This is a genomic window from Roseiflexus castenholzii DSM 13941 (genome assembly GCF_000017805.1).
Lineage (GTDB): Bacteria > Chloroflexota > Chloroflexia > Chloroflexales > Roseiflexaceae > Roseiflexus > Roseiflexus castenholzii.
On record NC_009767.1, the window covers coordinates 3,272,631 to 3,296,289 of the forward strand.

Annotated in this window: 20 protein-coding genes; 5 read left to right on the plus strand and 15 right to left on the minus strand. The window is 60.3% G+C overall.

Annotated elements, in window-relative coordinates; genetic code table 11:
- Positions 1–195: 195 nt before the first annotated feature.
- Complete coding sequence (locus RCAS_RS13080; RefSeq protein ID WP_012121040.1) at positions 196–2,577, minus strand: ABC transporter permease; 2,382 nt, start codon at positions 2,575–2,577, stop codon at positions 196–198.
- 150 nt (positions 2,578–2,727) lie between these two features.
- On the minus strand, positions 2,728–4,737 hold the full coding sequence (locus RCAS_RS13085; RefSeq protein WP_232280012.1) for an alpha/beta fold hydrolase: 2,010 nt from the start codon (positions 4,735–4,737) through the stop codon (positions 2,728–2,730).
- 215 nt (positions 4,738–4,952) lie between these two features.
- Between RCAS_RS13085 and RCAS_RS13090 the strand changes: the two genes are divergently transcribed.
- Positions 4,953–6,305: a S8 family peptidase gene (locus tag RCAS_RS13090; protein WP_232280013.1), complete on the plus strand. Its 1,353-nt coding sequence runs from the start codon at positions 4,953–4,955 to the stop codon at positions 6,303–6,305.
- 76 nt (positions 6,306–6,381) lie between these two features.
- Here RCAS_RS13090 and bchD read toward each other — a convergent pair whose 3' ends face one another.
- Both bchD and RCAS_RS13100 read right to left on the minus strand, forming a co-directional pair.
- Entirely contained in the window at positions 6,382–8,208 is a 1,827-nt protein-coding gene (gene bchD, locus RCAS_RS13095) for a magnesium chelatase ATPase subunit D (protein WP_012121043.1), read from the minus strand.
- Positions 8,208–8,951, minus strand: a complete 744-nt coding sequence (locus tag RCAS_RS13100; RefSeq protein ID WP_012121044.1) for an FHA domain-containing protein — start codon at positions 8,949–8,951, stop codon at positions 8,208–8,210. The genes bchD and RCAS_RS13100 overlap by 1 nt, the downstream gene beginning before the upstream one ends.
- A 200-nt stretch (positions 8,952–9,151) precedes the next feature.
- On the opposite strand from RCAS_RS13100, the gene RCAS_RS13105 reads away from it, so the two are divergent.
- Together RCAS_RS13105 and RCAS_RS13110 are read left to right on the plus strand one after the other, a co-directional pair.
- Positions 9,152–9,673: a nucleotidyl transferase AbiEii/AbiGii toxin family protein gene (locus RCAS_RS13105; protein WP_012121045.1), complete on the plus strand. Its 522-nt coding sequence runs from the start codon at positions 9,152–9,154 to the stop codon at positions 9,671–9,673.
- Positions 9,674–10,034: 361 nt separating this feature from the next.
- The gene (locus RCAS_RS13110; protein WP_012121046.1) at positions 10,035–11,111 is read left to right on the plus strand and encodes a ParB/RepB/Spo0J family partition protein; all 1,077 of its coding nucleotides are present in this window, start codon (positions 10,035–10,037) and stop codon (positions 11,109–11,111) included.
- Positions 11,112–11,309: 198 nt separating this feature from the next.
- Here RCAS_RS13110 and RCAS_RS13115 read toward each other — a convergent pair whose 3' ends face one another.
- The 11 genes from RCAS_RS13115 to RCAS_RS13160 all read right to left on the minus strand — a co-directional run bounded on the left by RCAS_RS13115 (position 11,310) and on the right by RCAS_RS13160 (position 19,728).
- On the minus strand, positions 11,310–11,528 hold the full coding sequence (locus tag RCAS_RS13115) for a hypothetical protein (RefSeq protein ID WP_041330757.1): 219 nt from the start codon (positions 11,526–11,528) through the stop codon (positions 11,310–11,312).
- Between the two features lie 6 nt (positions 11,529–11,534).
- Positions 11,535–12,434, minus strand: coding sequence for a carbohydrate ABC transporter permease (locus RCAS_RS13120; RefSeq protein ID WP_012121047.1), 900 nt, complete (start codon positions 12,432–12,434; stop codon positions 11,535–11,537).
- 42 nt (positions 12,435–12,476) lie between these two features.
- Positions 12,477–13,427: a carbohydrate ABC transporter permease gene (locus RCAS_RS13125; RefSeq protein WP_012121048.1), complete on the minus strand. Its 951-nt coding sequence runs from the start codon at positions 13,425–13,427 to the stop codon at positions 12,477–12,479.
- Between the two features lie 90 nt (positions 13,428–13,517).
- Positions 13,518–14,984 carry an ABC transporter substrate-binding protein gene (locus RCAS_RS13130; RefSeq protein WP_012121049.1) on the minus strand — a complete coding sequence of 489 codons (1,467 nt, stop codon included), beginning with the start codon at positions 14,982–14,984 and terminating at the stop codon, positions 13,518–13,520.
- Positions 14,985–15,146: 162 nt separating this feature from the next.
- Positions 15,147–16,229: a Gfo/Idh/MocA family protein gene (locus RCAS_RS13135; RefSeq protein WP_012121050.1), complete on the minus strand. Its 1,083-nt coding sequence runs from the start codon at positions 16,227–16,229 to the stop codon at positions 15,147–15,149.
- 105 nt (positions 16,230–16,334) lie between these two features.
- Complete coding sequence (locus tag RCAS_RS13140) at positions 16,335–16,649, minus strand: hypothetical protein (protein ID WP_012121051.1); 315 nt, start codon at positions 16,647–16,649, stop codon at positions 16,335–16,337.
- Positions 16,650–16,653: 4 nt separating this feature from the next.
- Complete coding sequence (locus RCAS_RS13145) at positions 16,654–17,118, minus strand: MaoC family dehydratase (protein ID WP_012121052.1); 465 nt, start codon at positions 17,116–17,118, stop codon at positions 16,654–16,656.
- 3 nt (positions 17,119–17,121) lie between these two features.
- A complete protein-coding gene (locus tag RCAS_RS13150; protein ID WP_012121053.1) occupies positions 17,122–18,276 on the minus strand; it encodes a CaiB/BaiF CoA transferase family protein in 1,155 nt (384 codons plus the stop codon).
- Entirely contained in the window at positions 18,170–18,694 is a 525-nt protein-coding gene (locus tag RCAS_RS25215) for a type 2 periplasmic-binding domain-containing protein (RefSeq protein WP_157042643.1), read from the minus strand. The genes RCAS_RS13150 and RCAS_RS25215 overlap by 107 nt, the downstream gene beginning before the upstream one ends.
- 48 nt (positions 18,695–18,742) lie before the next feature.
- Complete coding sequence (locus RCAS_RS23365) at positions 18,743–18,994, minus strand: hypothetical protein (RefSeq protein ID WP_049768834.1); 252 nt, start codon at positions 18,992–18,994, stop codon at positions 18,743–18,745.
- Complete coding sequence (locus RCAS_RS13160) at positions 18,991–19,728, minus strand: GntR family transcriptional regulator (RefSeq protein WP_012121054.1); 738 nt, start codon at positions 19,726–19,728, stop codon at positions 18,991–18,993. The genes RCAS_RS23365 and RCAS_RS13160 overlap by 4 nt, the downstream gene beginning before the upstream one ends.
- Before the next feature lie 677 nt (positions 19,729–20,405).
- On the opposite strand from RCAS_RS13160, the gene RCAS_RS13165 reads away from it, so the two are divergent.
- Together RCAS_RS13165 and RCAS_RS13170 are read left to right on the plus strand one after the other, a co-directional pair.
- The gene (locus RCAS_RS13165; RefSeq protein ID WP_012121055.1) at positions 20,406–21,710 is read left to right on the plus strand and encodes an L-fuconate dehydratase; all 1,305 of its coding nucleotides are present in this window, start codon (positions 20,406–20,408) and stop codon (positions 21,708–21,710) included.
- A gap of 292 nt (positions 21,711–22,002) precedes the next feature.
- The gene (locus RCAS_RS13170; RefSeq protein ID WP_012121056.1) at positions 22,003–23,439 is read left to right on the plus strand and encodes an alpha-L-fucosidase; all 1,437 of its coding nucleotides are present in this window, start codon (positions 22,003–22,005) and stop codon (positions 23,437–23,439) included.
- Positions 23,440–23,659: the final 220 nt, after the last annotated feature.

Here is a 23,659-nt window from a genome sequence, read left to right on the forward strand (position 1 = left end):
GGTGACGCGGGTGGTGTCCTGGACCCTGATACCAATGACGATTGACGATGCCGCATGCGTGTCATTCCGAGCGCAGCGACTTGTCATTCCGAGCCCTTCGCTTCGCTCAGGGTAAACGCAGCGAGGAGTCGAAGCGGGTCGCGCACGACCCCTCGCAATGATCATGCTTTCAACGACAACACTGAATACGCCTGCTCACTCATACGCCAGCACTTCGCGCACGGTGAGGCGCGTTGCATTGTATGCCGGCAGCAGGCTGGCAATTGCGGCGATGATCGTTACGAGCGCAAGCCAGATGAGCGCGCCGCCAATCGAGAATGAGAAACTGAGCGGCGTCTGGAAGAACGCCATGCCCACGCTGTCGGAAATCACTTTCGCGAGCGGCACAGCAACGATCATCGCCAACGCCCAGCTCAGCGCCCCGATAATGATTCCTTCTGTGACAACAATGCGCCACACGGCACCGTTTGAGGCGCCAATCGCGCGGAGCACGCCGATCTCGCGGGTGCGTTCGAGGACATTAATGCTCATCGTGCCCATCAGACCCAACCCGCCGACGGTTGCCAGCAGCAGCGCCATTGCCAGCAGAAACGAGATCAGAATATTGAAGAAGATTTCATTCTGCTGACGGATGATCGCCGTTGTCTGCATCATGCTCCGCATGCCAACCGATTTGTAGTGCGCTTCGAGTTCTTTTGCCACCCGCTCCTGGTTTGCGGCGTCGGACGGGTCGATCTGCACTGTCACTGCAATGGCGCGTCCGGTGAACCCGCGAATGCGAGCAAAGTACGGATAGTGGGTATAGACCATCGCCTGCCCACCAATGCCGCGCACAATGCCGACAACCTTCCACTCACTTTCGCGCCGGTCGATCTTCAACGTCACCGTATCGCCAACCTTGATGTCGGGTTCGAGACCGAGCACGCTCGAATTAATCACCAGCGCGTTTTCATCTTCGGGGAGCAACCATCGTCCTTCAAGGACCGTCGGGATGATCATGCGCGTTTCGGCAGGAACGGCATACATGATGATCGAGTCGCTTTCCGTGTCGTTGGGGCGAACCCGGCGCACCATATCAAAGCCCCAACTCTCAGCGGCAATCACGCCGGGCACTGCCAGCGTCTCGCGCTCGATCTGTTCGGTGCGATAGAATCCGTTGAATACCCCCAGAATATGGAAATTGAAATATTTCAACGCATCGTCGAGCGTCAACTGTAACGAATTGCGCACACTAAAGACCGATATGAAGATGATCCCGGAGAGGGTGAGCGTCATCATCGTCAACGCCAGGCGCCCTTTGCGCCGGAAGGTGTTGCGAAGCGACAACATCAACGGACGGGAGAGACCATGGATGCGTTGCAGCAGACGATCGATGCGACCGCGCCCGAAGCGCCCTTTCCCCAGCCCATAGCCGCTGATCGCTTCGTGCACCGTTACGCGCGCGCCGCCGAAGACCGGCGCCAGCGCCGCCAGCAGCGGTACCAGCAGACCAACAGCGATCATGATCAGCCAGACTTCGAGCGGCATCGCCAGGCTGGTCACATCGGTGTTCATCAGTCCCGAAATAAGGATCGTCAAACCGGCGGCAACCAGATATGCCAGCGGCATTGCCAGCAGCAGCGCCAGGACTCCCAGCAGCAGCACACTCACCAGGTACATCACGATGACATCGCTCGTGCGCGCGCCGATGGCTTTCATCATGCCGATCTGCCGCACCTGTTGGGTCAGCAGCGCCGAAATGGTATTGACAACCAGGAAGCAACTGGCAAACAACGAAAGCGCGCCAAGAAAGCTGAGCAAAAGGAACAACGGTTGCAGCACCTGGTGCGCCGGGTGTCGTCCCGGTTCCGGGAGGTAGGTAAAGTAAACCGTGCGACCGCTGCTCTCGATCTTGTTCCGCACCAGGGCGGCGACCTCAGCAATATGCTCCTTGTTGAAGCGGTCGCCGGTCACTGTGATGTGCAGCTCGGTATAATACTGCGGTCGACCGAGCCATTCGAGGGTTGCGAGAGTTGCGAACGCATAGGTCTGGTTGGTGAGCGCTGCTGGCGCGAGGTTTGGCGTTGCGACTGTGCCGGCGATTCGCATCCGGCGCAGCGTTTCATCAGGCAGCCGGATGGTCACGGTATCGCCAATCTTCGCACCGGTGAGCGGCAGCGATGCGCGTTCGACAAGCAGTTCACGATGTGCAGGGGGCCAGGCGCCTTCCACCGGATAAACCTTGTTGATCCGCATATCCTTGAAGTCGTCCACGATGGAGATAGTCATATTGCGCCACTGATCGGGTCCGATCTGGAAGCGCACACCGACGGAGAGACCGCCGACGGCATCCGCAACGCCGGGTATTCGGCGCACTGTGCGGACGAATTCATCATCGAACGGATCAGAAGAGATTGTGATATCGGCAGGATTGACCGCCATATAAGCTGCGGTCATTTCGCGGGTCAGCAACGCATTGGCGCCGGCAATCGCACCAATTGCAAACACACCGACGGCAATCGACAGCACTACCAGAACGGTGCGTGTCTTGTTGCTCCAGACATCAGCGAACACCTTGCGCCAGCGAGGTCTCAGCATATGGAGGTCTCCTCAACACACATCTGCCGGTGAGACGAGAGGAGCGTGCTCAGGGTTGCGTTTTTTGTGGGAGTTGGGGGTTCCCTCCCCACAGGCGCCCGCCAGGAGCGCTCCTCCGTCTGCGCGTCTCACGCCTTCAATGTCCAATGTTCAACGGAATACCCCCATCCACGCCAGAGCGGATGCGCATCCGATAGCAGACAATGAGAGCAGCGCGTAGTAGACGCGCCCGATGCCCGACCACCACCCGCGCGTCCAGGAGAGCGCGGTACAGACCACAATTGCTAACGCCAGTGCGGGCATTCCCCAGATCAGCGCAACCAGCGTCAGAGAACGCGGCAACCCGTAGAAGATCGTCGCATCATTGGCAACCGCCATTTGCACGATGTTGATCAGCGTAATGGCGACGAATGCCGCCCCGGCAGCGCCGGTGAGCACGACAAGCCAGCGCGCGATGGTCGCGCCAGGGGACGGCTCTGGCGCTTTTCCGCCGGTGATCAGACGGAACAACCAGGCAAGAGGCCAGACGATCCATGCCGAGAGGAGCAGGAGCAGCGCTCCGACAAACGCGCCAAACGGCGCCAGACCGGCAACGTCGAGCGTAGCCAGAGCAAGCGTTATTGGAGTGAATATGATCGTGTCCGGCGAAATAAAGCGTGGTCCTGCGCTCTCTGCGATACAGGAAGAATCTGGCGGCTGTGACGGATTATCGAGAAACGCTTTGAGTATGGTATCCGCACAGGCGCTCGAACCAACTGCACCATGCCCGGTGTCGGGAAATGTGTAGACATATGCCCGGCTCAACGTGCGTGCGACCACATCGCCGAACTCCGGCGGCGTAATCGGATCGAACCTGCCCGACAAGACAAGCGTCGGGATGTCGCTGGACACCGGCTCATCGACCACCGGCGCAAGTTGATCGACCTGCCAGATATTGCAGCGTTCCAGGTATCCTTCAAGGCTGCGTCGGCCATCAAGGGCAATAAACGGGCGCACACCCTGGAGCGGCGCATCTTCAGGGGTGAAGTCGGCATCCTCGGCGCAGATCACGGCATAGTGCATCCCCAGACTGAAGGTGCGGTCGAAGACGATGAGTGGCAGCACTCGCTCCAGCACGCGGAAATCGTTGCGCGTTGCATCATCGATGATCCGCGGTACTGCCGGGATGAAACTCGACGAATACATGATCTGAAAAACGACGCTGGCGAAACTGTCGCCGTCGAGCACGGCATTGTACGTTCTGCCGGTTTCGTTGTCGGTGATCGGCACGCGCGCCGGTTCACGGTTGAGCCGCTCGATGGTCGTAATCAGCGATTGTTCCAGGTTCGGATAGGCTGTCCGGCACCCAGCGTCGGCAGCGCAGGCAGTGAACAATTCGGTGTAGGCGCGGTTCTGTGAGCGAGGGGTCTCGAGCAGATAATTGACACTGGTCGGCACAACTGCATCGAGCGTCACACTGCGCAGCATGCCAGGATGATCGCGCATGACGTGCTGCGCCAGCAATGTGCCGTAGGAGACGCCATAGAGATTGATCTGCGCATATCCCAACGCGCTCGCCAGCGCAGCGACATCTGCCGCATTCTCGATACTGTTGAATGCCGAAAGGTCGATCCCCTCATCCTTCAGCCGCCGATGACACGCAGCGGTCGCATCGAGCGACAGCCGATCCGACTCTTCGTAGGTCAATCGCTGCTCGATCGTGCGTTCGACCAGTTCCAGCTGCTCCCGACAGACGAGCGACGGTTCGGAGTACAACGCGCCGCGCTGATCGAACAGTACGATGTCGCGGTCGATCAGGTCGCGCAGGCGGCTGCCGGGGCTGAAGAGAATTCTGGTGTAGGTGTCGATTGTCGAACCGCCCGGACCGCCCTGGAGCATCACCAGGGGATCGGGCTTGCGGTTGCTGGCGCGCGATTTGACAATTGCAACCGCCAGGCGTATGACGGGACCTTCCGGTTGCGCGTGACGTTCTGGAACCTGGAGCCAACCGCACTCAAGGTCGCGTCCCTCGACGGCGCCGGCAGGAAGTTCAAACATACACGCATCAGGTTGAAACGTACCTGTCGGGCTGGCGGCGCGAGCGAGAGGTGCAGGGAACCATACCGTCGCCATCAGGAGGATGATCAACAGCGCTATGCCACGTCGTCCTGCGAGAGTCAAGAAATGCTCCTTCTGTGAAGTGGGGACGCCGACATCATGGCGAACGTGGCGACACAATCCGCCCGTCCTCACCTGCGCTCCTCGCAATGAGAAAAGCGCAGGTGATATTTAGCCACTGCTCCTCAGGAACGCAACATCCTCGCACTGCTCACGTTCATGTATCATGGCGCCAGCGTTCTGGCTGACAACCACACGAAAGTATAGCACGTATGTTAATGTCTTCCTATCGCGGTTCCTCACGTTCAACCCTTCTTCTGATCCTTCTGCTGATCGGCGCGCTGACCCTCCCAAACGTTTCAGGGCAGGCGGAGTCCGCTGGCAGCGCGCGGGTCATTGTCGTTCTGCGCGCGCCGGCGGCGGCAGAGGGGGACACAAGCGCGGCGCACTTCGGAATCACACAGGCGCAGGACCATGTTGCCGCTGCCGCAACCGCCGCCGGCGCGCGCGAGGTTGCTCGCCTGCGCACGTTGCCGGTACTGGTGCTGGAAGCGCCGCATACCGCGATTGAGCGCCTGGAACAGCATCCACAGGTCGTCGCTGTCGCGGAGGATATGCTGGCAGCGCCGCACCTGACCGGCAGCGTCGCGCTGATCCACGCCGATCTGGTGCACCCTGAGTCTACCGGCGCTGGCGCGGCGATTGCCATTCTCGACACCGGTATCGACGCTACCCACCCATTCCTTGGCGGGCGCGTGGTTGCCGAAGCGTGTTTCTCGACCAACAACTCTGGTGATGGCGCTGTCTCCCTCTGTCCAGGCGGCGCAACGGAAGTCATTGGTCCTGGCGCGGCTGCGCCGTGTACCGTCACGGGGTGCGACCACGGCACGCACGTTGCCGGCATCGCTGCCGGGAACGGCGGCGTAGCGCCGGGGGCGTCGATCATTGCGGTGCAAGTCTTTTCGAAGATTAACAATTGCTCGGCATTCTCGCTCCCCTCGCCGTGCGCGTTGAGTTATGTCTCCGACCAGTTGCGCGCGTTGGACTGGCTGGCATCGACATCCTTCACCCCGCCGCTGGCAGTGGTCAACCTGAGCGTCGGCGCGGGAACGTTCAGCAGTGTTGCAGCCTGTGAAGGCAGTGCGGTGGGTGCCGCCCTGAAACCTGCGATCACAGCCCTGCGCGCCGGGGGCGTGCTTACCGTTGCATCATCAGGCAACGGCGGCGCCGCCAACGCACTCAGCCTGCCCGCATGTCTGTCGAACGTCGTCAGCGTTGGCGCGACGACCAAGACAACCCCGGAGCAGGTGGCGTGGTTCTCGAACAGTGCGCTGTTCCTGACCCTGCTAGCGCCGGGTGTCGCCATCACGTCTTCTGTGCCGGGGGGCGGGTCTGCGTCCAAATCGGGGACATCGATGGCAGCGCCACACGTGGCGGGAGCAATTGCACTGCTGCGCAGTGCGCGACCCGGCCACACACCGGATAGTTACGTGGCGGCGTTGATTACCACCGGCGTGCCGATCACCGACACGCGCAACGGACTGACAAAGCCACGCATCGATGTGTTTGCCGCCGTCGAGTCGCTGGCGCCGCTCGAACCGAAAGCGTTCCTGCCACTCGTGGCACGGTAAAGCCTGGAGGTCCCACTGGAGAGCAATCACCTCCCCGCCCTTGAAGAAGGACGGGAGAAGCAACGACCCTCCTTCCTTATCGCTCCACGCGATCGACCGCCAGCGCAGCGATCTGTTCGCCCTGGGCATTGGGGAGGTAGACATACTCCCCGGCAAGCCATTCTGCCAGTTTGCGCGCTTCGCCACGGCTCAGGTAGGTGCGCTGGGTGTCAACGACGATCGTTTGAATGCCAGCCGCCACCACTGCGCGCCCGATGGTTTGCAGTTCGTCAGCAACCCCTTCGCGCCCGGCACGCAACCCGATATTCGCCCGCCCGTCGGTCAGCAACACCAGCACCGTCTGCATAATGCCGCGCGCGCGCGCCTGCTGCGCTACTTCGATGGCTGCCAGAAGCGCCGCCGCCAGTGGCGTGCCGCCGCCGGTCGGCAAGAGATCGAGGGCGCGGCGCGCAAGTTCGACACTCTGCGACGGCGGCAAAAGCAGTTCGGCGTTTTGCCCGCGAAACGCCAGCAGCGCCACGCGGTCACGGTGAACATACGCTTTCTGAAGAAGCGCTTGCACTGCGCCTTTCGCCTGACGCATGCGGTGCAGCGCCATGCTGCCACTTGCATCTACTGCAAAGAGGAAGAGCGCTCCCGCCTTGCTGCGGTACTGCTTGATGCGCAGATCATCGCTGCGCAGCAATACCCTGGACGGTGCAGCATGCGCATTCGCCTGAGCGCGGCGCAACGGTTGGAACGGCGCCGCCGCCCGCAGCGTGGCGGATACATCGATCCGTCCGCGGCGCGGATCACCGGGGATGCTGCGAATGTGCCGCCCTCGCTTTCCCGCCACCGTGCCGCGCGATCCGGTCTTCCCACGGCGCAGCGTGCGAAACGGCAGTTGTTCCAGCTCGACCGGCAGTTCGGCAGCCAGCGCGCTGAGCACCTGTTCGGGCGGGATGGTCAACTCATCGTCCGACGGCGGCTCAGGCGGCGCGTCGGATGTGTTGTTGTCGGCGTCGGACGGCGGCGGAGGCGGTTCATCATCAGAAGGCGGTTCCGGCGGCGGCGGGAGGCGCGTCGCGCGTGGCAGAATGACCAACCGCACTGCCAGTTCCAGGTCTTCCTGCTCAACATGATCGCGCAGACCTATCGCCGCTGCTGCACATGCAGCATAGACCGCGAATGTATCGGCACGGTGACCCTCAACGCCGCAGAGCGCCGCCATCGCCACCAACTGTTCAACCTGTTCGTCATCGATCCGCACCTGCGGCAACTGTTCACGCGCCGCCTGCACCAGCCCGCGCAGCAGATCGAGTTCATCCACATAGGCATCCGACAACGTTTGCGTTGCCTGCCCTAGATTGCGCCGCACCACCTCGGTGCGCGCCTGCTCGTTCATCGCACGCGGCAACACCAGCAGCAAACCCAATCGGTCGAGCAGATGGCGGCGCGGCAGCCCTTCAGCCGGGTCGTAAGAACCGATAAAGACGAAACGCGCCGGTGATTGAACGCTGAGACCTTCGCGCTCGAGACGCACTTCCCCGGTATCAATGGCAGCGATCAGTGGATTGATGATCGCATCGGGCAGCAGATTGACCTGATCGGCATAGAGAATGCCGCCATCGGCGCGCGCCAGCGCCCCCGCGCGCGCCACACGCCTTCCGGCGCGCAGGGTCGCCTCGATGTCGAGTCCGCCCAGCAGACCGGCTTCGTCCACACCAAGCGGCAATTCCACAAACGGAACCGATTGATCGCCGGAACACAACAAGTCGCGCATGCCGCGTGCCAGGCTGCTCTTCCCCGCGCCGGCCGGCGCGCCGACGGCAATCCCGCGCAGACGCGGCTCGACCGCCAGCAGGAGCAATGCCTGCTGTGCCAGTTCCAGACCAACGAGTGCAGGGAGTGGAAGCGCAGACATTACAGCCGCACCGTTTTACTCGGTGACATCGAGCGAAGAGTCACAACAAAAGCGCCCAAACGAACCACCGAACCTTCGGGCAACACCGTCGGCGTATGGGGCATAAGCATTGTGTCATTCACAAAGGTCCCATTCGCACTCCCAAGATCGGTGAGCGTCCACTGACCGCCGGCATAGCGCAGGATCGCGTGGCGCCGACTGACGCCGTTGGCGCGTGCATCGAAGGGGGACAGATCGACATCGGGGAAGATATTGTCTGCTGCATCCTGGCACCCGATCAGCATCTCAGAACGGTCGGTCGGCAACGCGATGGAACGTCCATCGTTCATCACCAGCGCAAACGCCGGAACCACGACCGGACCAGTCATAGCGAGGAGTTCGCTTTCGAGGCGCGAAAGTTCACTGCGCGCGCGTTCGAGCAGTGCGTTGATGGTCGCCAGGTCCTGTTCGAGCTTGCGGATCTCCCCCTGCTTGCGCTCAATCTCCTCGACCTTTGCCAGTGTGCGCTGCGCATTCGCCAAAGTGTGCTGCGCGATTTGCAACTCCGCCTCTTTGCGCGCCAGGTTCGCGCGCGCCTTCGCCAGCCCTTCCTCGGTGATGGCGCGCAGCGACTGCGGCTGACTCTGAAGCGCCTGTTCATTGGCGCTGATATAACTGCGGGTGGCCGTGATTTCTTCGGTCAGCGCACTGATCGTTCGCTGTGCATCGGCGATCTCCTGCGCCAGCGCCGGTCGTGTGGTCATTGTAAGCCTCCATGTCCACTGCACAAACGTCCGGTCATCCACGAGGCGCATGCGCGCGGTGCTGCTCCGGCATCCCAACCGCGCGCTCGCGTCACCGGACATGACGTTGTGCAAAGGCGCGCGGTTGCGATTATAGCACGAAACGGTTGACATGCCTTACTGCATGGTCTATAGTGGCGCCACACGAAGTGAGCAGATCTATGCAAGTGCAGACATTCTGGAAAATCATCACGATGGATGCTGCCAATCTGCTTGAACAATTTATCGCATTTTTGCGCGAGCAGGGAATCCGTTTTTGCGTTATTGGCGGGCAGGCGGTCAACGCTTATGTGGAGCCGCTTGTCAGCCTGGATTTGGTCGTCGTGGTCGCGGTTGAATCGCTGGACGCCCTGGAACAGATCCTCAAGCAACGCTTCATCGTCAGGCGCTTTCCCCACAGTCTGAACATTGCTCTTCCGCATTCCGATCTGCGGATACAGATTCAAACCGACGAACGTTACCGCTCGTTTATCGACCGCGCTGTCGTGTCCAATGTTCTGGGAGTCGATCTGCCGGTTGCGAGCCTGGAGGATGTGTTGCGAGGAAAAATCTGGGCGACGCTCGATCCTGAGCGCAGCAGAAGTAAACGGCAGAAGGACCTGGCAGACATTGCACGCCTGATTGAAGCATATCCCCATCTGAGCGCCAACGTCCCCGAAGAGATTCTGGCACGGCTGGAATAATTGACAGATATGGCGAAGCAGGAGCGTACTGCGCCCAATGGGTAAAGCATTTCTCGGCACGGCGCGACTCGGTATGCGCCTTCTCATTGATGTGCGTTCCTGGTAGGTGACGTTTTTGGGCGCTGCAAGAACAAAGCGCGGCGCTCCGGATCATGGTGGCGCAGTGCCGCAAAACCACCGCACTGCACTACAAAAGAAGACAAGACCGCAGTCAAACCATGCTTGCACTACCGGATACCCCGCGCTTGTCACCATACCCAACATCTGATATACTCCTCCCGAACATCTGTACTGTGCTGTGCCTTTGCGCCTTTGTGTGAGATTGAACGACATTGGCGCCAGATCGCCTGTTGGAGGGCATATGCAGCTTCTCTGGATCGATCCGCGGGCGCTCGAACCGGATCCGCAGGGCGTCCGCGAAGACCCCGGCGAAATCGATGGACTTGCGACGACCATCGCTGAGTATGGGTTGCTTCAGCCGCTCGGCGTGATCGACATCGGGCGCAGTCGCTATCGTGTGGTGTACGGCAACCGTCGGCGGTTGGCGGCGCTGAAACTGGGGTTGGAACGGGTGCCATGCGTGCTGCTCGATCCCGACGATCCGCGGGTGTTCCTGCGCCAGTTGACCGAAAATCTGCAACGGCGCGACCTGAACGACCTCGAGCAGGCGCGCGCCTTCCAGAAATTGCGCGAGCAGATTGCGCTCGAGCGCGGCAGCACCGACGAAGGGGCGCTCGACGAGGCGGCGGCTCGCCTCGTTGGGCTGTCGCCGCGCACGGTGCGGCGCTACCTGGGGTTGCTCGACCTGCCGCTCGAAATCCAGGAGTATCTGCGCAAAGGCGATCTGAACGTCACGCAGGCGCAGCACCTGCGGCGTGTCACGAACGAACGCACGCAGATCGAACTGGCGCGCGCCGCTGTCGAAGAGGGTATGTCAGCCGCCGAGATCAGCCGCCTGGCAAGCTTTTTCGCCGCCAACCCCAATCTCTCGCTCGACGATGCGCTTCAGGCGTTGCAACAGGGCGTCGATCTGGCGGCGACGATGCCACGCAGCGCAAGCAGTGCCGCCATGCCTGCCGCCGGTCCGCTCCTCAAAGGCGCTGCGCTCGGTGATCTGTCCGACGACGAGCGCGACGCCGGTTTGTGGGACGACGAAACCGTAGACGATGATCCTGTGTTCCCCGACATCGCCGACGAAACGATTGAGAATCAGCCAAAGAACAAAGCGCGCGTCTTCCGCATTCGTTCGCTCGACCAGATGATCGATGAGACCGACCGGCTGTTTCGGGCGCACGCCGAAGGCGATCTGATCAAATGGGTGCGCCAGGACCAGCACGCGCCGATGAAGATCGGGTTGTTGCTCAAGCAACTCGATGCACTGTCGCGCGCGTTGCGCGAGATTGCGCGCCAGCAGAATTGGGTCTTTGAGGATGCATGACGATGGCGCAAAGAGGAACGTGCGATAATCCCGACAATGAGTGATACCAATTCCCTGGGACCATCCGGCATGGTCACCCCGATCAGCGCGAGGGGTCGTGCGCGACCCGCTTCGATTCCTCGCTGCGTTTACCCTGAGCGAAGCGAAGGGCTCGGCATGACCCGTCGCTGCGCTCGGAATGACACGCATGCGGCATCGTCAATCGTAATCGGACAGCACGAGCATCAGGTCGTATTCGCCGCTCCACACCCCGCCGTGCTGCACCATCTCCGCGTACAACTCCTCTGGACCGGCGTGACTCATGGTGAAGGTCACACCTGGATGCAGCGCGGCAAAATGGCGTACCTGCTCCGTCAACGCGCGCTCGAAGCCATCGAATCGAATGTGCGATGCTTGATCGACAGGTGCGGCACGCAAAGCCTCCTACCGTCCCCCCATACCGGTCAGGGTCACGCCCTGCACGAAGAGGCGCTGTGAAAGGAAGAAGACCGTCAATACCGGGATCAGGGTAATGATCGACACCGCCATGAGCAGATTGAACTGCGTAAAGTTCTGCCCGCGGAACAGGTTCAGACCGAGCGCCAGGGTATACAGCTCCTGCGAGCGAATATAGATCAACGGATCGAGCAGATTGCTCCAGTTGCCAATGAACGCAAAGATCGCCACCGTCGCCAGCGCTGGTTTCGAGAGCGGCAGAATGATCTCGAAGAAGATGCGCAGCGACGATGCGCCATCAATGCGTGCCGCATCGTCCAGCTCCGTCGGGATGGTCATGAAGAACTGGCGCAGCAGGAAAATGAAGAACGCATACCCAAACCATGCCGGAAGAATGAGGGGCCAGAGGGTATTGACCAGCCCCATCTGGCTGAAGAGCAAAAAGCGCGGCACAATCGTCACTTCACGCGGGATCATGAGGGTCGCCAGCAACGCCAGGAACAGGATGCCCCGTCCGCGCGCGCGCAATCGCGCAAACCCGAATGCCACCAGCGAACAGGAGATCAGATTGCCGATCACATTGGTGAATGTCACAATCAGCGAGTTGAGGAGGAACGTATTGAACGGCAGGATCGTCCAGCCGCGCGGATAATTCTGCCAGAGAAAGGTCGTTGGAAAGAAACTCGGCGGATAGGTAAAGACGTCTTCGCTGTTCTTCAGCGATGTCGAGACCATCCACATAAAGGGAAGAATGAATAACACCGACAGCGCCAGCAGCAGCGCATAGACGATCACCCGGTGCGCCAGTCGCTGATTGCGCATACCGAACAGCGGACGACGCTGTGCCTGCGCTGTTGCCATTGCGCTTTGCTGAAGATTTGCACTCATCGAAGCCACCTCATGATGCGGATGCCGATGCAGTCCGTGCGCTCAACGCGCCGTCTCACCCTCGTAGAACACCCAGTATTTCGCACCCAGAAATTGCAGCGCCGTAATGATCATAATGACGACCAGCAGAATCCACGCCAGTGCTGAGGCGTACCCCATTTGGAAGAACTGGAACGCCACCCGATAGATATACAGACCGAACATCAACGTTGCATTCGCCGGTCCGCCGTTGGTCATAATCAACACCAGCACAAACCCCTGGAGTGAGGCGATGAACCCGACGATCAGGTTATAAAAGATGACCGGCGACATCATCGGAACGGTCACGTTCCAGAATTTCATCCACGGACCGGCGCCATCGATGGAGGCGGCTTCGTACAAGTGCTGCGGCACACTCTGCAAACCGGCGAGGTAGATCACCATCGAACCGCCGGCGCCCCACAGACTCATCAGGATCAGCGCCGGTTTTGCCCACTGCGGTTGCACCAGCCACCCTGGACCTTTGATGCCGAACCAGGAAAGCACCGTATTGATCAGCCCGAAATCCTGATGCAGGATCATGATCCACAAAATGGCGACGGCAATCCCGCTGACGACCGATGGCAGATAGAAAACGGTGCGAAAGACCGAAATCCCCAGCACTTTTTGATTGAGCAACAACGCCAGCAGAAACGAGACGATCAGACCGAGACCGACGCTGCCGATACCGAAATAGAGCGAATTCCACATTGCCGTATAGAAGAGCGGGTCGGCGATCAGGCGTTGATAATTTTGCAATCCGGTCCAGGAGGGCGGCGTCATCATCGACCAGTTGGTGAAACTGATCGCCAGCGATGCAATGATTGGTCCGGCGTCGAACGCAATAAACCCGATGATCCAGAGGGAAATGAACAGATAGAACTCACGCTCTTCACGGCGCGCCAGTTTCCCCAGTTTGGGCTTGCCTATCGGTCGCGCCACTGTTTGATCGATTCGTCGCTGCGCTCCTGCCATGCACACCCTCCCCAGAAGCAAGGTTGTAGCGACGGCTGCCCAGAGCAACCGTCGCCGTATCTCCGTCCTTCCACTGCTGTGCGTCGCCGATCACGCGCGATTGACGGCGATAATCGGGTCCACCGCAGCAAACACCTGATCACACGCTTCCTTCACGCTCAACTGCCCGGCCACCACCAGATCCCAGATCGGTCCTGCCGCCTGCGTGACCTGCGGACCGGTCGGTTGATCGATAATGTCGTGGCTGGCGATGGTGCGCATTGCCTGCTCGACGTATTTCGCGCCGGGAGGCGCAAACTTCGAGTTGAGGTACGAGGGCCACGCCGAGAGGCGCGCCGGGCTGCCGCGCCCGGTAATTCCCCACATATACGATTGCCCGGCGGTCGAGAGGTATTCGTTCAGATAGATCCACGCCGCGTCAGGGTTTTTGCTGTCGCGTGTGATCATGTAGGCGCTTCCGGCGGAGAAGGTGACATGCGCCTTCGGACCTTTAGGCCACATCGCAATATCCCAGTTGAACTTGGCGCCGGCGCGGATCGGCGGAGTCGCCCACGAACCCTGCATGGTCATCGCAATCTTGCCGAACTGGAATGCGGGCCAGGCGACGTTTTGCAGGTCGGCGGGGCTGGGCACCGCACCCTTATCGCGCAACTCCTGCCACCATTCGAGGGCGGCAACCGCTTCGGGCTGGTTGATCAGACACTCGTCCTCCTTGGGTTCGCGCAGGTACTGAGCGCCAAAGGGCATCAGGTAGGGTGGCGCCACCAGCGAGTCGCCCAGGGATGGGAGTTCGCCCAGCCCGAAAATCTTGTTCGGTCCTTCGCCCTGCGTCAGTTTCAGCGCGACTTCCTTCAACTTTTCGAGGTCCCAGGTTTCGTCGGGGTAGGGAATCCCGGCGGCATCGAAAATATCTTTGTTGTAGTACAGGTTGGCGGGACCTTCATCATATGGAATGCCCCACAGTTTGCCGTCGCGCTGGTACGACACCAGCGACTGCGGCGTGAAGTCTTGCAGGTTGAAGTCCTTCTCTTTAGCGATGTAGTCGTCGAGCGGACGGAACAGGCCGTTCTTGATGAACTCCTGCGCCCATGAAAACTGGCAGTACATGATATCGGGCAAGGCGTTGCCGGCCGCCTGCGCGACGTATTTTTGGCGGTACTCGCCGAAGGGCGTATTCTCGGCTTTGACGACGATATTCGGGTGGCGCTGCATAAAGAGCGTATCAAACTGCTTCTGACGCTCGAAGAAGACAGCGTCCCAGGCGTGCGCGACACTAATCTCCACCCGCTCGGACGGATCGGCAATGGCATTGGTGGGCCAGCCGCTATTGCCCTCTTCCAGATCGTAGAGTGAGGTCGGTGTCGGCTCGGTTGCGGGAGGCGTGGTCGGCGCAGCGCCCGTACCCGATTGCTGCGGCGCCTGCCCGCATGCCGCCAGCACGGCCGCCACAGCAGCGCTACTCAACCCGAGGCGTGCGCCGATCTGCAAAATCTCGCGGCGACTCAAGCCACGCCGTTTCAACTCCTGCGCGAGTTCTTCCTCGTGGTGTGTGGTCATGGAGTCCCTCCATTGTTGTCGGACTATGCCGGGATGATTGCGCCTGATACCAATATGCCGCAAACGCCACAATTGCGCTGCGTGGAAGGAGCATCTGCAAGCCTGACATTGACCGAAGATTCTGATACGATACACGCCTCCTTTCGTTTCGTTCAAGAAATCTTATAATTCAGCGGGGCGCACCGACCGATGATCGGCGGCGGAGCGATATGCTGCGTGCACGAGGCGAAGCGTATGCGGGTTGTCGGCGGCGTCGGTCAGCGGCGTTCCATCCATCTGCATCGCTTCCATCAGCGATGCCATTAGACCAATGAACGCATCGGGAATCCAGCGATCTTCGAGGCGCACATCGAACCAGATGTCCGGCGCGGTCGTCGTGGAATGGCACTGCAACGAGTCTGGTCTGCCGTGCGGATAGTCGTAGAGCAGCCCGATGATTCCCTTGATCACTCCTTCGGTGCCCAGGAAACGAAACGTGGCATAGGCGTCGCCGCTGTGGTCATGATGATTGACGGCAAGCAACGCCTGTAACCCCGAGTCGTGATCCAGCACCGTGATCGTTTTCGTTTCGGCGCGTTCTTGTTGCCCCGGATAGTGGGCATGGCGGCTCGTCACCCACGCCGGGTCGCCGAACAGGTAGCGCAGACTGTCGAGACAGTGGATGCTGTGGCACATCAGATCGAGGTAGGGATGCGCTTGAAGCCAGGGCCACATATGCCATGGCGTAGTGATCGATACCAGAATCTGCGCAGCGGCCGGTTGCCCGATAAACCCACGCTGAATGAGATCACGCGCAGCGGCAATCGCGGGACTCCAGCGCATCTGTTGACTGACGGCGACTTTGCGCCCGGCGCGTCGCGCTATGTCCACAATGGCTTCGGCATCCGCGAGGTTCTCGGAAAGCGGCTTCTGGCAGAGGAGGTGCTTGCCGGCGGCGACCGCCTGTTCGTCGATGGCGCGTTGATGCCAGGCGGGTACTGCAATGTCGCAAATCTGCACATCGGGATCGGCGAGTGCGGCATCGAGCGTCTCATATACCCGCGGAATCCCATGACGCGCAGCGGTTTCCTGCGCCGCCTGACGGTCGATGTCGTAACAGCCGACCACGCGCAAACCATGCAATTTATATGCAGGCAGATGGGCATAGTTCGCAATCCTGCCGCATCCGATCAGCGCAATCCCATAATCGGTTCGGGCGGAAAGGTGCGGATGATAGTGAAGATCGAGAATCGGAAGAGACTCCACTGTCTTTTGCTCACGATCTGATCGAAGCACATGCACATCGGGGTGCGCCGAGATACGGAGATATATGTATTTTATAATTTTTCGGAACGTTTGTCAAGAAATAGTTTACGATCCATCATCAATGACCAGACTCGCCAGTCGGATCGCGCGTGAAGGCGCTCCAGGCAGAGCAGGACGCTGGATGATCCAGATCGTATAGATGGCAACATCACGTCCCGATGGATCGAGCAGGCACGACGTGGCATACGAACAGACCGGGATGGTCGAGAGGCGCCCAAGCGCCTGAACCGGGCCAAGATCGATGACGAACTGCGGCGGTGCAACGCCGCTGCGCCGGATCGCGGTCATACCGGCGCCGCTGCACACAACAATCAGAGCAAGAGTGACAAGGATACCGCCGATGATGACGCGCTTCTTCATGATCTCAATGTTCAGCAAGCACCGACGTCTGGCGTCGCTTCACCAGATACAGATGTTCACACACCAGCAACGTTTCATGATGCTGGTTGAACACCTCGATCGTTTCGACGACAATCCCATGATCAGCGCGGCGCGGATGGTTGCGCTTTTCGGTAATGGTCGCCTCGACGGTGATCGTATCGTTGATGAAGACCGGGCGAATGAACCGCAATCGATCATAGCCATACGACATAGCATGTGGGTTGATGGCGCCGGCGGTCATGCCGATGGCGACGCCGAAAATGAGCGTGCCATGCGCAATACGCTGCCCGAAATCCTGCGTCTTGCACCACTCTGCATCCATATGGTGCGGATAGAAATCGCCTGTCTGCCCGGCGTGCAGCACCACATCGGCTTCTGTAATGGTGCGCCCCATGGTGCGACGGTGAAAGCCGATGGCGTAGTCCTCGAAATACTGTTTGTGAGTCATGGCTCAGCACCTGCTCATTGCAAGCCGTACCCGGCAAGAATTATGTTCGCCGACGCGCGGCGCGCCAACCGGCGATGTCAGAACAGCGCCATCGATCCGTATCGGGCGCCGGGTTGTCGCCAGGGTCATTCCGTTGCTGCGCGTCACCTGTTGCACCATCTGCACTGCGGCAAACCCCGGATGCGCCGTAAGCCGATCCCAGTCGAGCACCTCGGCGCACCAGTAGTCCGCCGGTTCCAATCGCGCGAGCCAGTACGCAGTTGGTTGAGTCGCCAGGTGCGCGGCGATCAGCGCTTTGATTTCATCACGCGCGCTGAACCATGTTGCCGGATCGGTGTGCGCCAGCGGCGCTTCGCATCCCAGCAATTCGCCCAATTGCGGGATCGAACCCATCGCCAGCGCCAGATAGCCGTCCGCTGTTGCATAGATGCCATACGGCGCGCCAAGACAGGCATGCGCATTATTGACGGCGCTGCGTTGCGGCAACCGACCGCCATCGTTCAGGTAGGCGGTGAACACCTCGAATTGCAGGTCGAGCGCCGATTCGAGTAGGCTGACTTCGACCAGACCGCCACGCCCGGTGACACCGCGACGTACCAGGCATGCCAGCACCCCCTGCGCCAGGTGCGCACCGGCAAAAATATCGGTGATGGCAAGCCCGAAGGGAAGCGGCGGTTGATCGGCGTCGCCGTTGAGAAACGGCAGTCCGGATCGTGCCTGCGCCAGCAGGTCCTGCCCTGGCAGATCGCGCCGCGGACCGGTTGTGCCATACCCTGTACCAGTGGCATAGACGATACGCGGGTTGATCGCCGCTACCGCCTCGTACCCAAGTCCCACTCGTTCGATGACGCCGGGGCGAAAGTTCTGAATCAGCACATCCGCGCGAGCAATCAGGGCGCATACCCGCTCCAGGTCTTCTGTACGCTTCAGATTGGCGGCGAAGGAGAGTTTGTTCCGGTTGATGGTATGAAACAGTACGCTGTCGCCATCCAGGAACAGATCGGCGATCGCAAGATGACGCCCGGCTTCGCCGCCATCAGGACGTTCGATCTTAATCACGTGCGCACCAAGATCCGCCAGGCGCAGCGCACACGAGGGACCAGCCAGGAACTGACTGAAATCGAGTACGAGCAAGCCATCGAGCGGTCGAGTTTCCATTACACGCCCTTTCAGCGGAACGTTCGCCGGCAAGACAGGCGTGCACCAGCGGCGCCGCGTGGTCCTGGAACCAGGGATATCCCGCGTAGCGTAGTCGCAAGAATGCCGCATCGAGCGTCGGCAGGGTGTCACGGAAGTATCCGTCACCAAGGGCATTGGCGAGATCATCGTTCCAGGCAGCGCAATAACCGGGTTGCCCGCCGCTGGTCACATAGATGCACTGAATGGACGATTCGGCGACGAAACGGGCGAACGCCACGGCAGTAGCGACGTGACGGCATGCATCCGACACCGACAGACCGGCGCCGCCGAGGGTCGAACGCAGGCGTTGGCCGTTGAACGTCACCAGACCGCCGAAGCGTAACCGGTTGGCGGCATACCCGCAGCGCGCATAATTCAGCCGCAGGCGAACGGGCAATAAGCAAGCGTGTCGCTGGTTGCAAGCGCCTCATAAGTCTGGATCGGGTTACGGGTGCAGACACGCCGGATCGCACAGCGCAATCAGCGCGCGCAGATGCTCCAGCGCGGCGATGCCAATTGGACGATCAACCACGCGCCCGACAGTCGTGAATGGCGTTTCCCCCAGCGCAATACAGGTGATAGTCATGCCGGGGTGCAATTCGCCAACGCGCTGCGCAGCTGCGACGAGCGGCACATACCCGCGGGTATGATCCCAGGTGAGACCGGTAAGTTCGACGCTGTGCGATGGATGCTTCATACGCCTGCGTCCTCGCCGGTGGATCCGAGCGCCTGCTGTTTCTCGATGCGCTTCCCGTTGACCAGCGACGCAACCGTCTGCTCACGCTGCATCACGTCGAGCAGGCTGACCACCGTTTGATGCACCTTGTAACGCACCATACACGCCAGAGCATCGGGGTCGCGCCGATGACATGCATCGAGAATCGCCTGAATCTCGAACAGGGACGCACGCGCCCGCTCCGGGAAGGCATACAACTGAAATCGCCGATAGCGCGCGCTCAAATCCCAGAGTTGAGCGATCAACTGCACCAGATGCCGCCGTCCTGCCGCCCGGTAGATCGTGAAATGAAACTCGCGGTGTAGATCGAGAAATGCATCGAAATCATCAATCGTTGCGGTCTGTTCCATTTCGATTTTCAATCGATCAAGGGTTGCCAGGTCCGCGACGGTCAGGCGCGGCGCTGCCAGGCGCGCCGCCAGTTCTTCGAGCGCCTCGCGCACCTGATAAATGTCGAGCAACTCTTCGACCGACAATGACTCGACGAAGACGCCACGGTGGGGAACAATGCGCACCAGCCCGCGCGATTGCAGCCGCGCCAGCGCCTCGCGCAGCGGCACCAGGCTCACGCCGAAACGTCGCGCCAGTTCGTTCTGGTCGAGACGCGATCCTGGCGCCAGTTCGCCGCTCAGGATCATGTCGCGCAGACGTGCCATGACTTGCTCGGTCATGGTGCGTTGGTGAAGATTGCTCATAGCACACTTGTGATCAGCAGAAACGAGGAATGCAAATATTTTATATTATTTTCGTTTGTTCTGTCAAGAGCGTTCATCCCTCCCTTTGGTCGCTGCAAGCGCACCGGGGCAACCTCCTGCGTATGGGAAGATCGCGGGCGATGTGGCGGTCGCGCAAGCGCCGTCCTTGCCGCAATCTGTGCGCCGGCTGCCCATGCTGAGCGTGCGCCGGATGTTCTTTCTTTCTTTGGTACGCGAGGAGTCCAGGCGCTGTCGCTATGAGCAGAGTTGCGAACGAAGCGAGGGGTGGGTCCTGGCAGCGCGCGCAGGATTGGGATGCTTCGCTTCGCTCGGAATGATGATCCGTGCTCTTCGGACCTTAAGCACGGGCAGAACACGCGAGCGAACACCGACCGGCACACCCACTGTGGGACCGTGGGACGGCCACGCGCGACGCCGGTCTCTACGCTTCCGCAGACGGGGCAGGGGGTGAGGGTACAACGGCGCATCCCAACGCCATGCATGCGTGCTGTCCGCCCTTGAACCTTCCGGCAGGGTGCGCCGAATCTTTGCGCCTTTGCGGGTGACGTTCTGGAAGGTATGCACCGCTTTCTTATATGGTTGCGACTTGACATCAGCCATGCCTCGTCGTACACTACGCCCGTGATATATATTTTATTGTAACAAGCGATGTGCGTATGGCAATCACCATCACCCGCGCCGAAGCGCGCGACGTTCGCTTCCCCACTTCCCGCACTCTCGATGGATCGGACGCCATGAACCCCGACCCCGACTACTCGGCGGCATATGTGATTCTCCACACAAACGTCCCTGGTCTGACGGGGCACGGGCTGACCTTTACCATCGGGCGTGGCAATGAATTGTGCGTCGCCGCATGTCAGGTTTTGCTGCCGATGGTGGTGAACCGTTCCCTTGAGTCAATCACTGCTGACATGGGCGCGTTCTGGCATATGATCACCGGCGACAGCCAGTTGCGCTGGATCGGACCGGAGAAGGGCGTGATTCATCTGGCGACTGCCGCCGTGGTCAATGCGGTTTGGGACCTGTGGGCAAAGGTTGAGCAAAAACCGCTCTGGAAGTTGTTGAGCGATATGTCGCCGGAAGAACTGGTGCGCTGCATCGATTTTCGCTACATTTCCGATGCGCTGACGCCTGATGAGGCGCGTGACATTCTGCGCCGCCAGGAGGCGACGCGCGCCAAACGCGAGGCGGAAATGCGCACGCACGGGTTTCCTGCCTATACGACATCGGCGGGTTGGATCGGGTATTCCGACGACAAAGTGCGCCGGTTGTGCCGGGAAGCGATCGATGCCGGGTTCCAGCACATCAAAATGAAGGTTGGACGTGATCTCGATGCCGACCGGCGCCGCGCCCGGTTGATCCGCGAGATCATTGGACCGGATCGCAAATTAATGGCAGATGCCAACCAGGTGTGGGATGTGCCGCAGGCGATTGCCTGGATGCGCGACCTTGCAGAATTCGACCTCTGGTGGATCGAGGAGCCAACCAGCCCCGACGATATTCTGGGTCATGCGGCGATTGCCCGCGCTGTGGCGCCGGTTGGCGTGGCAACCGGCGAGCATGTCCAGAACCGCATTGTCTTCAAACAACTGTTGCAGATGAATGCCATCAATTTCTGTCAGATCGATGCCTGCCGCCTCGGCGGGGTCAACGAGGTGTTGGCGGTTATCCTGATGGCCGCAAAGTTTGGCGTACCGGTCTGCCCGCATGCTGGCGGTGTCGGGTTGTGCGAGTATGTCCAACATCTGTCGATCTGGGATTACATCTGCGTTTCCGCATCGCTGGAGAATCGTGTGATTGAATACGTCGATCATCTGCACGAGCACTTTCTCGATCCGGTTGTCATCCGCAATGCTCGCTACATGCCGCCGCAGACGCCAGGATACAGCATCGAAATGAAACCGGAGTCGCTGGCAATGTATGAGTATCCTCATGGTGCGGCATGGAGCAATCTCGGTTAAGGTGGGAAGGGTGACGGTTCCACATTCGTGAAAAGATGGCAGGTGGGGATGAACGGGTGTGTGTTCTTCCGCAGACATGCCCACAAAAGGTTCAAGGTTGCCCGTTATGGGTATCCTGAAGCACGCCTACCTGCCCAAAAGCGTGTTGCCGGCGATGTGCTGCGTTGCACATCGTCCGTGGAAAGATAAACGAGACAGAGGTTACACGGTTACATGGTTGTTACGGTTGGAAATCTCTCCTGACTCCTGATTCAGTTCCCGGTTCTCAGTCCCCCAGCACAAAGGAGCGACAATGATGTACGAACCAACGCTCGAATCTGTCCGCGCGCACATCGTTCCCGACTGGTTTCACGATGCGAAACTGGGGATTTTCATTCACTGGGGTCTCTACTCCGTCCCCGGATGGGCGCCGACGACAGGACCGCTCCACGATGTCGTGGCGAAAGAAGGCTGGAAAGAATGGTTCAGGCGCAATCCATACGCCGAGTGGTACATGAACTCATTGCGCATTCCCGGCAGCCCGACCGTCGATTACCACGCGCAGCATTTTGGCGCCGATTTTCCATACGAACGTTTCGCCGAGACGTTCAACCGTGAGACGGCAGCGTGGGACCCGGCAGTCTGGGCGGATCTGTTCAAGCGCGCCGGAGCGCAGTACGTTGTGCTGACCACCAAGCACCACGACGGTTTCTTGCTCTGGCCCAGCGCGCGCCCCAATCCGTTCCGCGCAGGGTACCACGCCACACGCGACCTGGTTGGCGATCTGACCAGCGCCGTGCGTGCCGCAGGGCTGCGCATGGGTCTCTATTACTCCGGCGGTCTCGATTGGACGTTCAATGACCGGGTGATCGCCGATATTGTTGACCTCTTCATGGGCGTGCCACAGCAGTTGGAGTACGTCGAGTACGCCAATGCGCACTGGAAGGAATTGATTGATCGCTATCAGCCCAGCATACTCTGGAATGACATCGGCTATCCGGCAGCAGCGAACCTGGTGGAGTTGTTTAGTTTCTACTATAACACTATTCCCGAAGGGGTCATCAACGACCGCTTCACGCAGGCGTCCATCGGCGACGGTCCGCCTGATCCGGCAGCGATCATGCAGGCGCTGGCGCAGGGCATGCTTCCCACACCGCCGCACTTCGACTTCCGCACCCCAGAGTATGCGGTGTTCCCCGACATCAAAGCCGAAAAGTGGGAGTCGTGCCGTGGTTTGGGATACTCGTTCGGCTACAACCGCAACGAAACGGTTGACGATATGCTTTCGCCCGTCAAGTTGATCCGATCATTCGTTGACATCGTCAGCAAGAATGGCAACCTGCTGATCAATGTCGGTCCGATGGGTGACGGAACGATTCCGCCGGAGCAGGCGGAGCGACTCGAAGCGCTCGGCGCGTGGCTCTCGGTCAACGGTGAAGCGATCTACGGTACGCGCCCCTGGACGCGCGCTGAGGGCGTGACCGACAGCGGCATCGGGATGCGATTTACGCGCAAGGGCGACGATCTGTATGCGATCCTCCTTGATACGCCGCAGCAGCCCAACGTCACCCTGCTTGACGTGACCGTTTCTCCAGGATCGCGTGTGATTCTGACCGGTTACGGCGAGATTGCAGCGGCACAGCACGACCACGGTTTGACCATAACCTTGCCTGCGTCGCTCGCCGATGCGCCTGCGCACGCGATCCGCATTGTTGGCGGTGCATCGGCTGCGTCGGGAGGCGGAAGGTAAAGGTAGAGGCGCCTCTCTGCATGGGCGCCCTGCTCCTGCCTGAGCGCCCCCACCCGGCGGTGCGTCGGTCACGTCGAGCGGCAGAAGGTCGAGGCGCATCCGGGTGGGTGCTTTCTTCGGCAATGCGTCGGTCATGCCGAAAGGGAGGGGTGGGGGACTGCCTCCACGCAGCGGCGAGGGCGCTCACGTTTCGCATTGCTTCCAGGAACGCCTTCTGTGC

Coding starts and splice junctions, on each gene's coding strand:
- RCAS_RS13080 (WP_012121040.1), bottom strand. CDS start 2,577: ATGCTGAGACCTCGCTGGCGCAAGGTGTTCGCTGATGTCTGGAGCAAC.
- RCAS_RS13090 (WP_232280013.1), top strand. CDS start 4,953: ATGTCTTCCTATCGCGGTTCCTCACGTTCAACCCTTCTTCTGATCCTT.
- bchD (WP_012121043.1), bottom strand. CDS start 8,208: ATGTCTGCGCTTCCACTCCCTGCACTCGTTGGTCTGGAACTGGCACAG.
- RCAS_RS13100 (WP_012121044.1), bottom strand. CDS start 8,951: ATGACCACACGACCGGCGCTGGCGCAGGAGATCGCCGATGCACAGCGA.
- RCAS_RS13105 (WP_012121045.1), top strand. CDS start 9,152: ATGCAAGTGCAGACATTCTGGAAAATCATCACGATGGATGCTGCCAAT.
- RCAS_RS13110 (WP_012121046.1), top strand. CDS start 10,035: ATGCAGCTTCTCTGGATCGATCCGCGGGCGCTCGAACCGGATCCGCAG.
- RCAS_RS13120 (WP_012121047.1), bottom strand. CDS start 12,434: ATGAGTGCAAATCTTCAGCAAAGCGCAATGGCAACAGCGCAGGCACAG.
- RCAS_RS13125 (WP_012121048.1), bottom strand. CDS start 13,427: ATGGCAGGAGCGCAGCGACGAATCGATCAAACAGTGGCGCGACCGATA.
- RCAS_RS13130 (WP_012121049.1), bottom strand. CDS start 14,984: ATGACCACACACCACGAGGAAGAACTCGCGCAGGAGTTGAAACGGCGT.
- RCAS_RS13140 (WP_012121051.1), bottom strand. CDS start 16,649: ATGAAGAAGCGCGTCATCATCGGCGGTATCCTTGTCACTCTTGCTCTG.
- RCAS_RS13145 (WP_012121052.1), bottom strand. CDS start 17,118: ATGACTCACAAACAGTATTTCGAGGACTACGCCATCGGCTTTCACCGT.
- RCAS_RS13150 (WP_012121053.1), bottom strand. CDS start 18,276: ATGGAAACTCGACCGCTCGATGGCTTGCTCGTACTCGATTTCAGTCAG.
- RCAS_RS23365 (WP_049768834.1), bottom strand. CDS start 18,994: ATGAAGCATCCATCGCACAGCGTCGAACTTACCGGTCTCACCTGGGAT.
- RCAS_RS13160 (WP_012121054.1), bottom strand. CDS start 19,728: ATGAGCAATCTTCACCAACGCACCATGACCGAGCAAGTCATGGCACGT.
- RCAS_RS13165 (WP_012121055.1), top strand. CDS start 20,406: ATGGCAATCACCATCACCCGCGCCGAAGCGCGCGACGTTCGCTTCCCC.
- RCAS_RS13170 (WP_012121056.1), top strand. CDS start 22,003: ATGATGTACGAACCAACGCTCGAATCTGTCCGCGCGCACATCGTTCCC.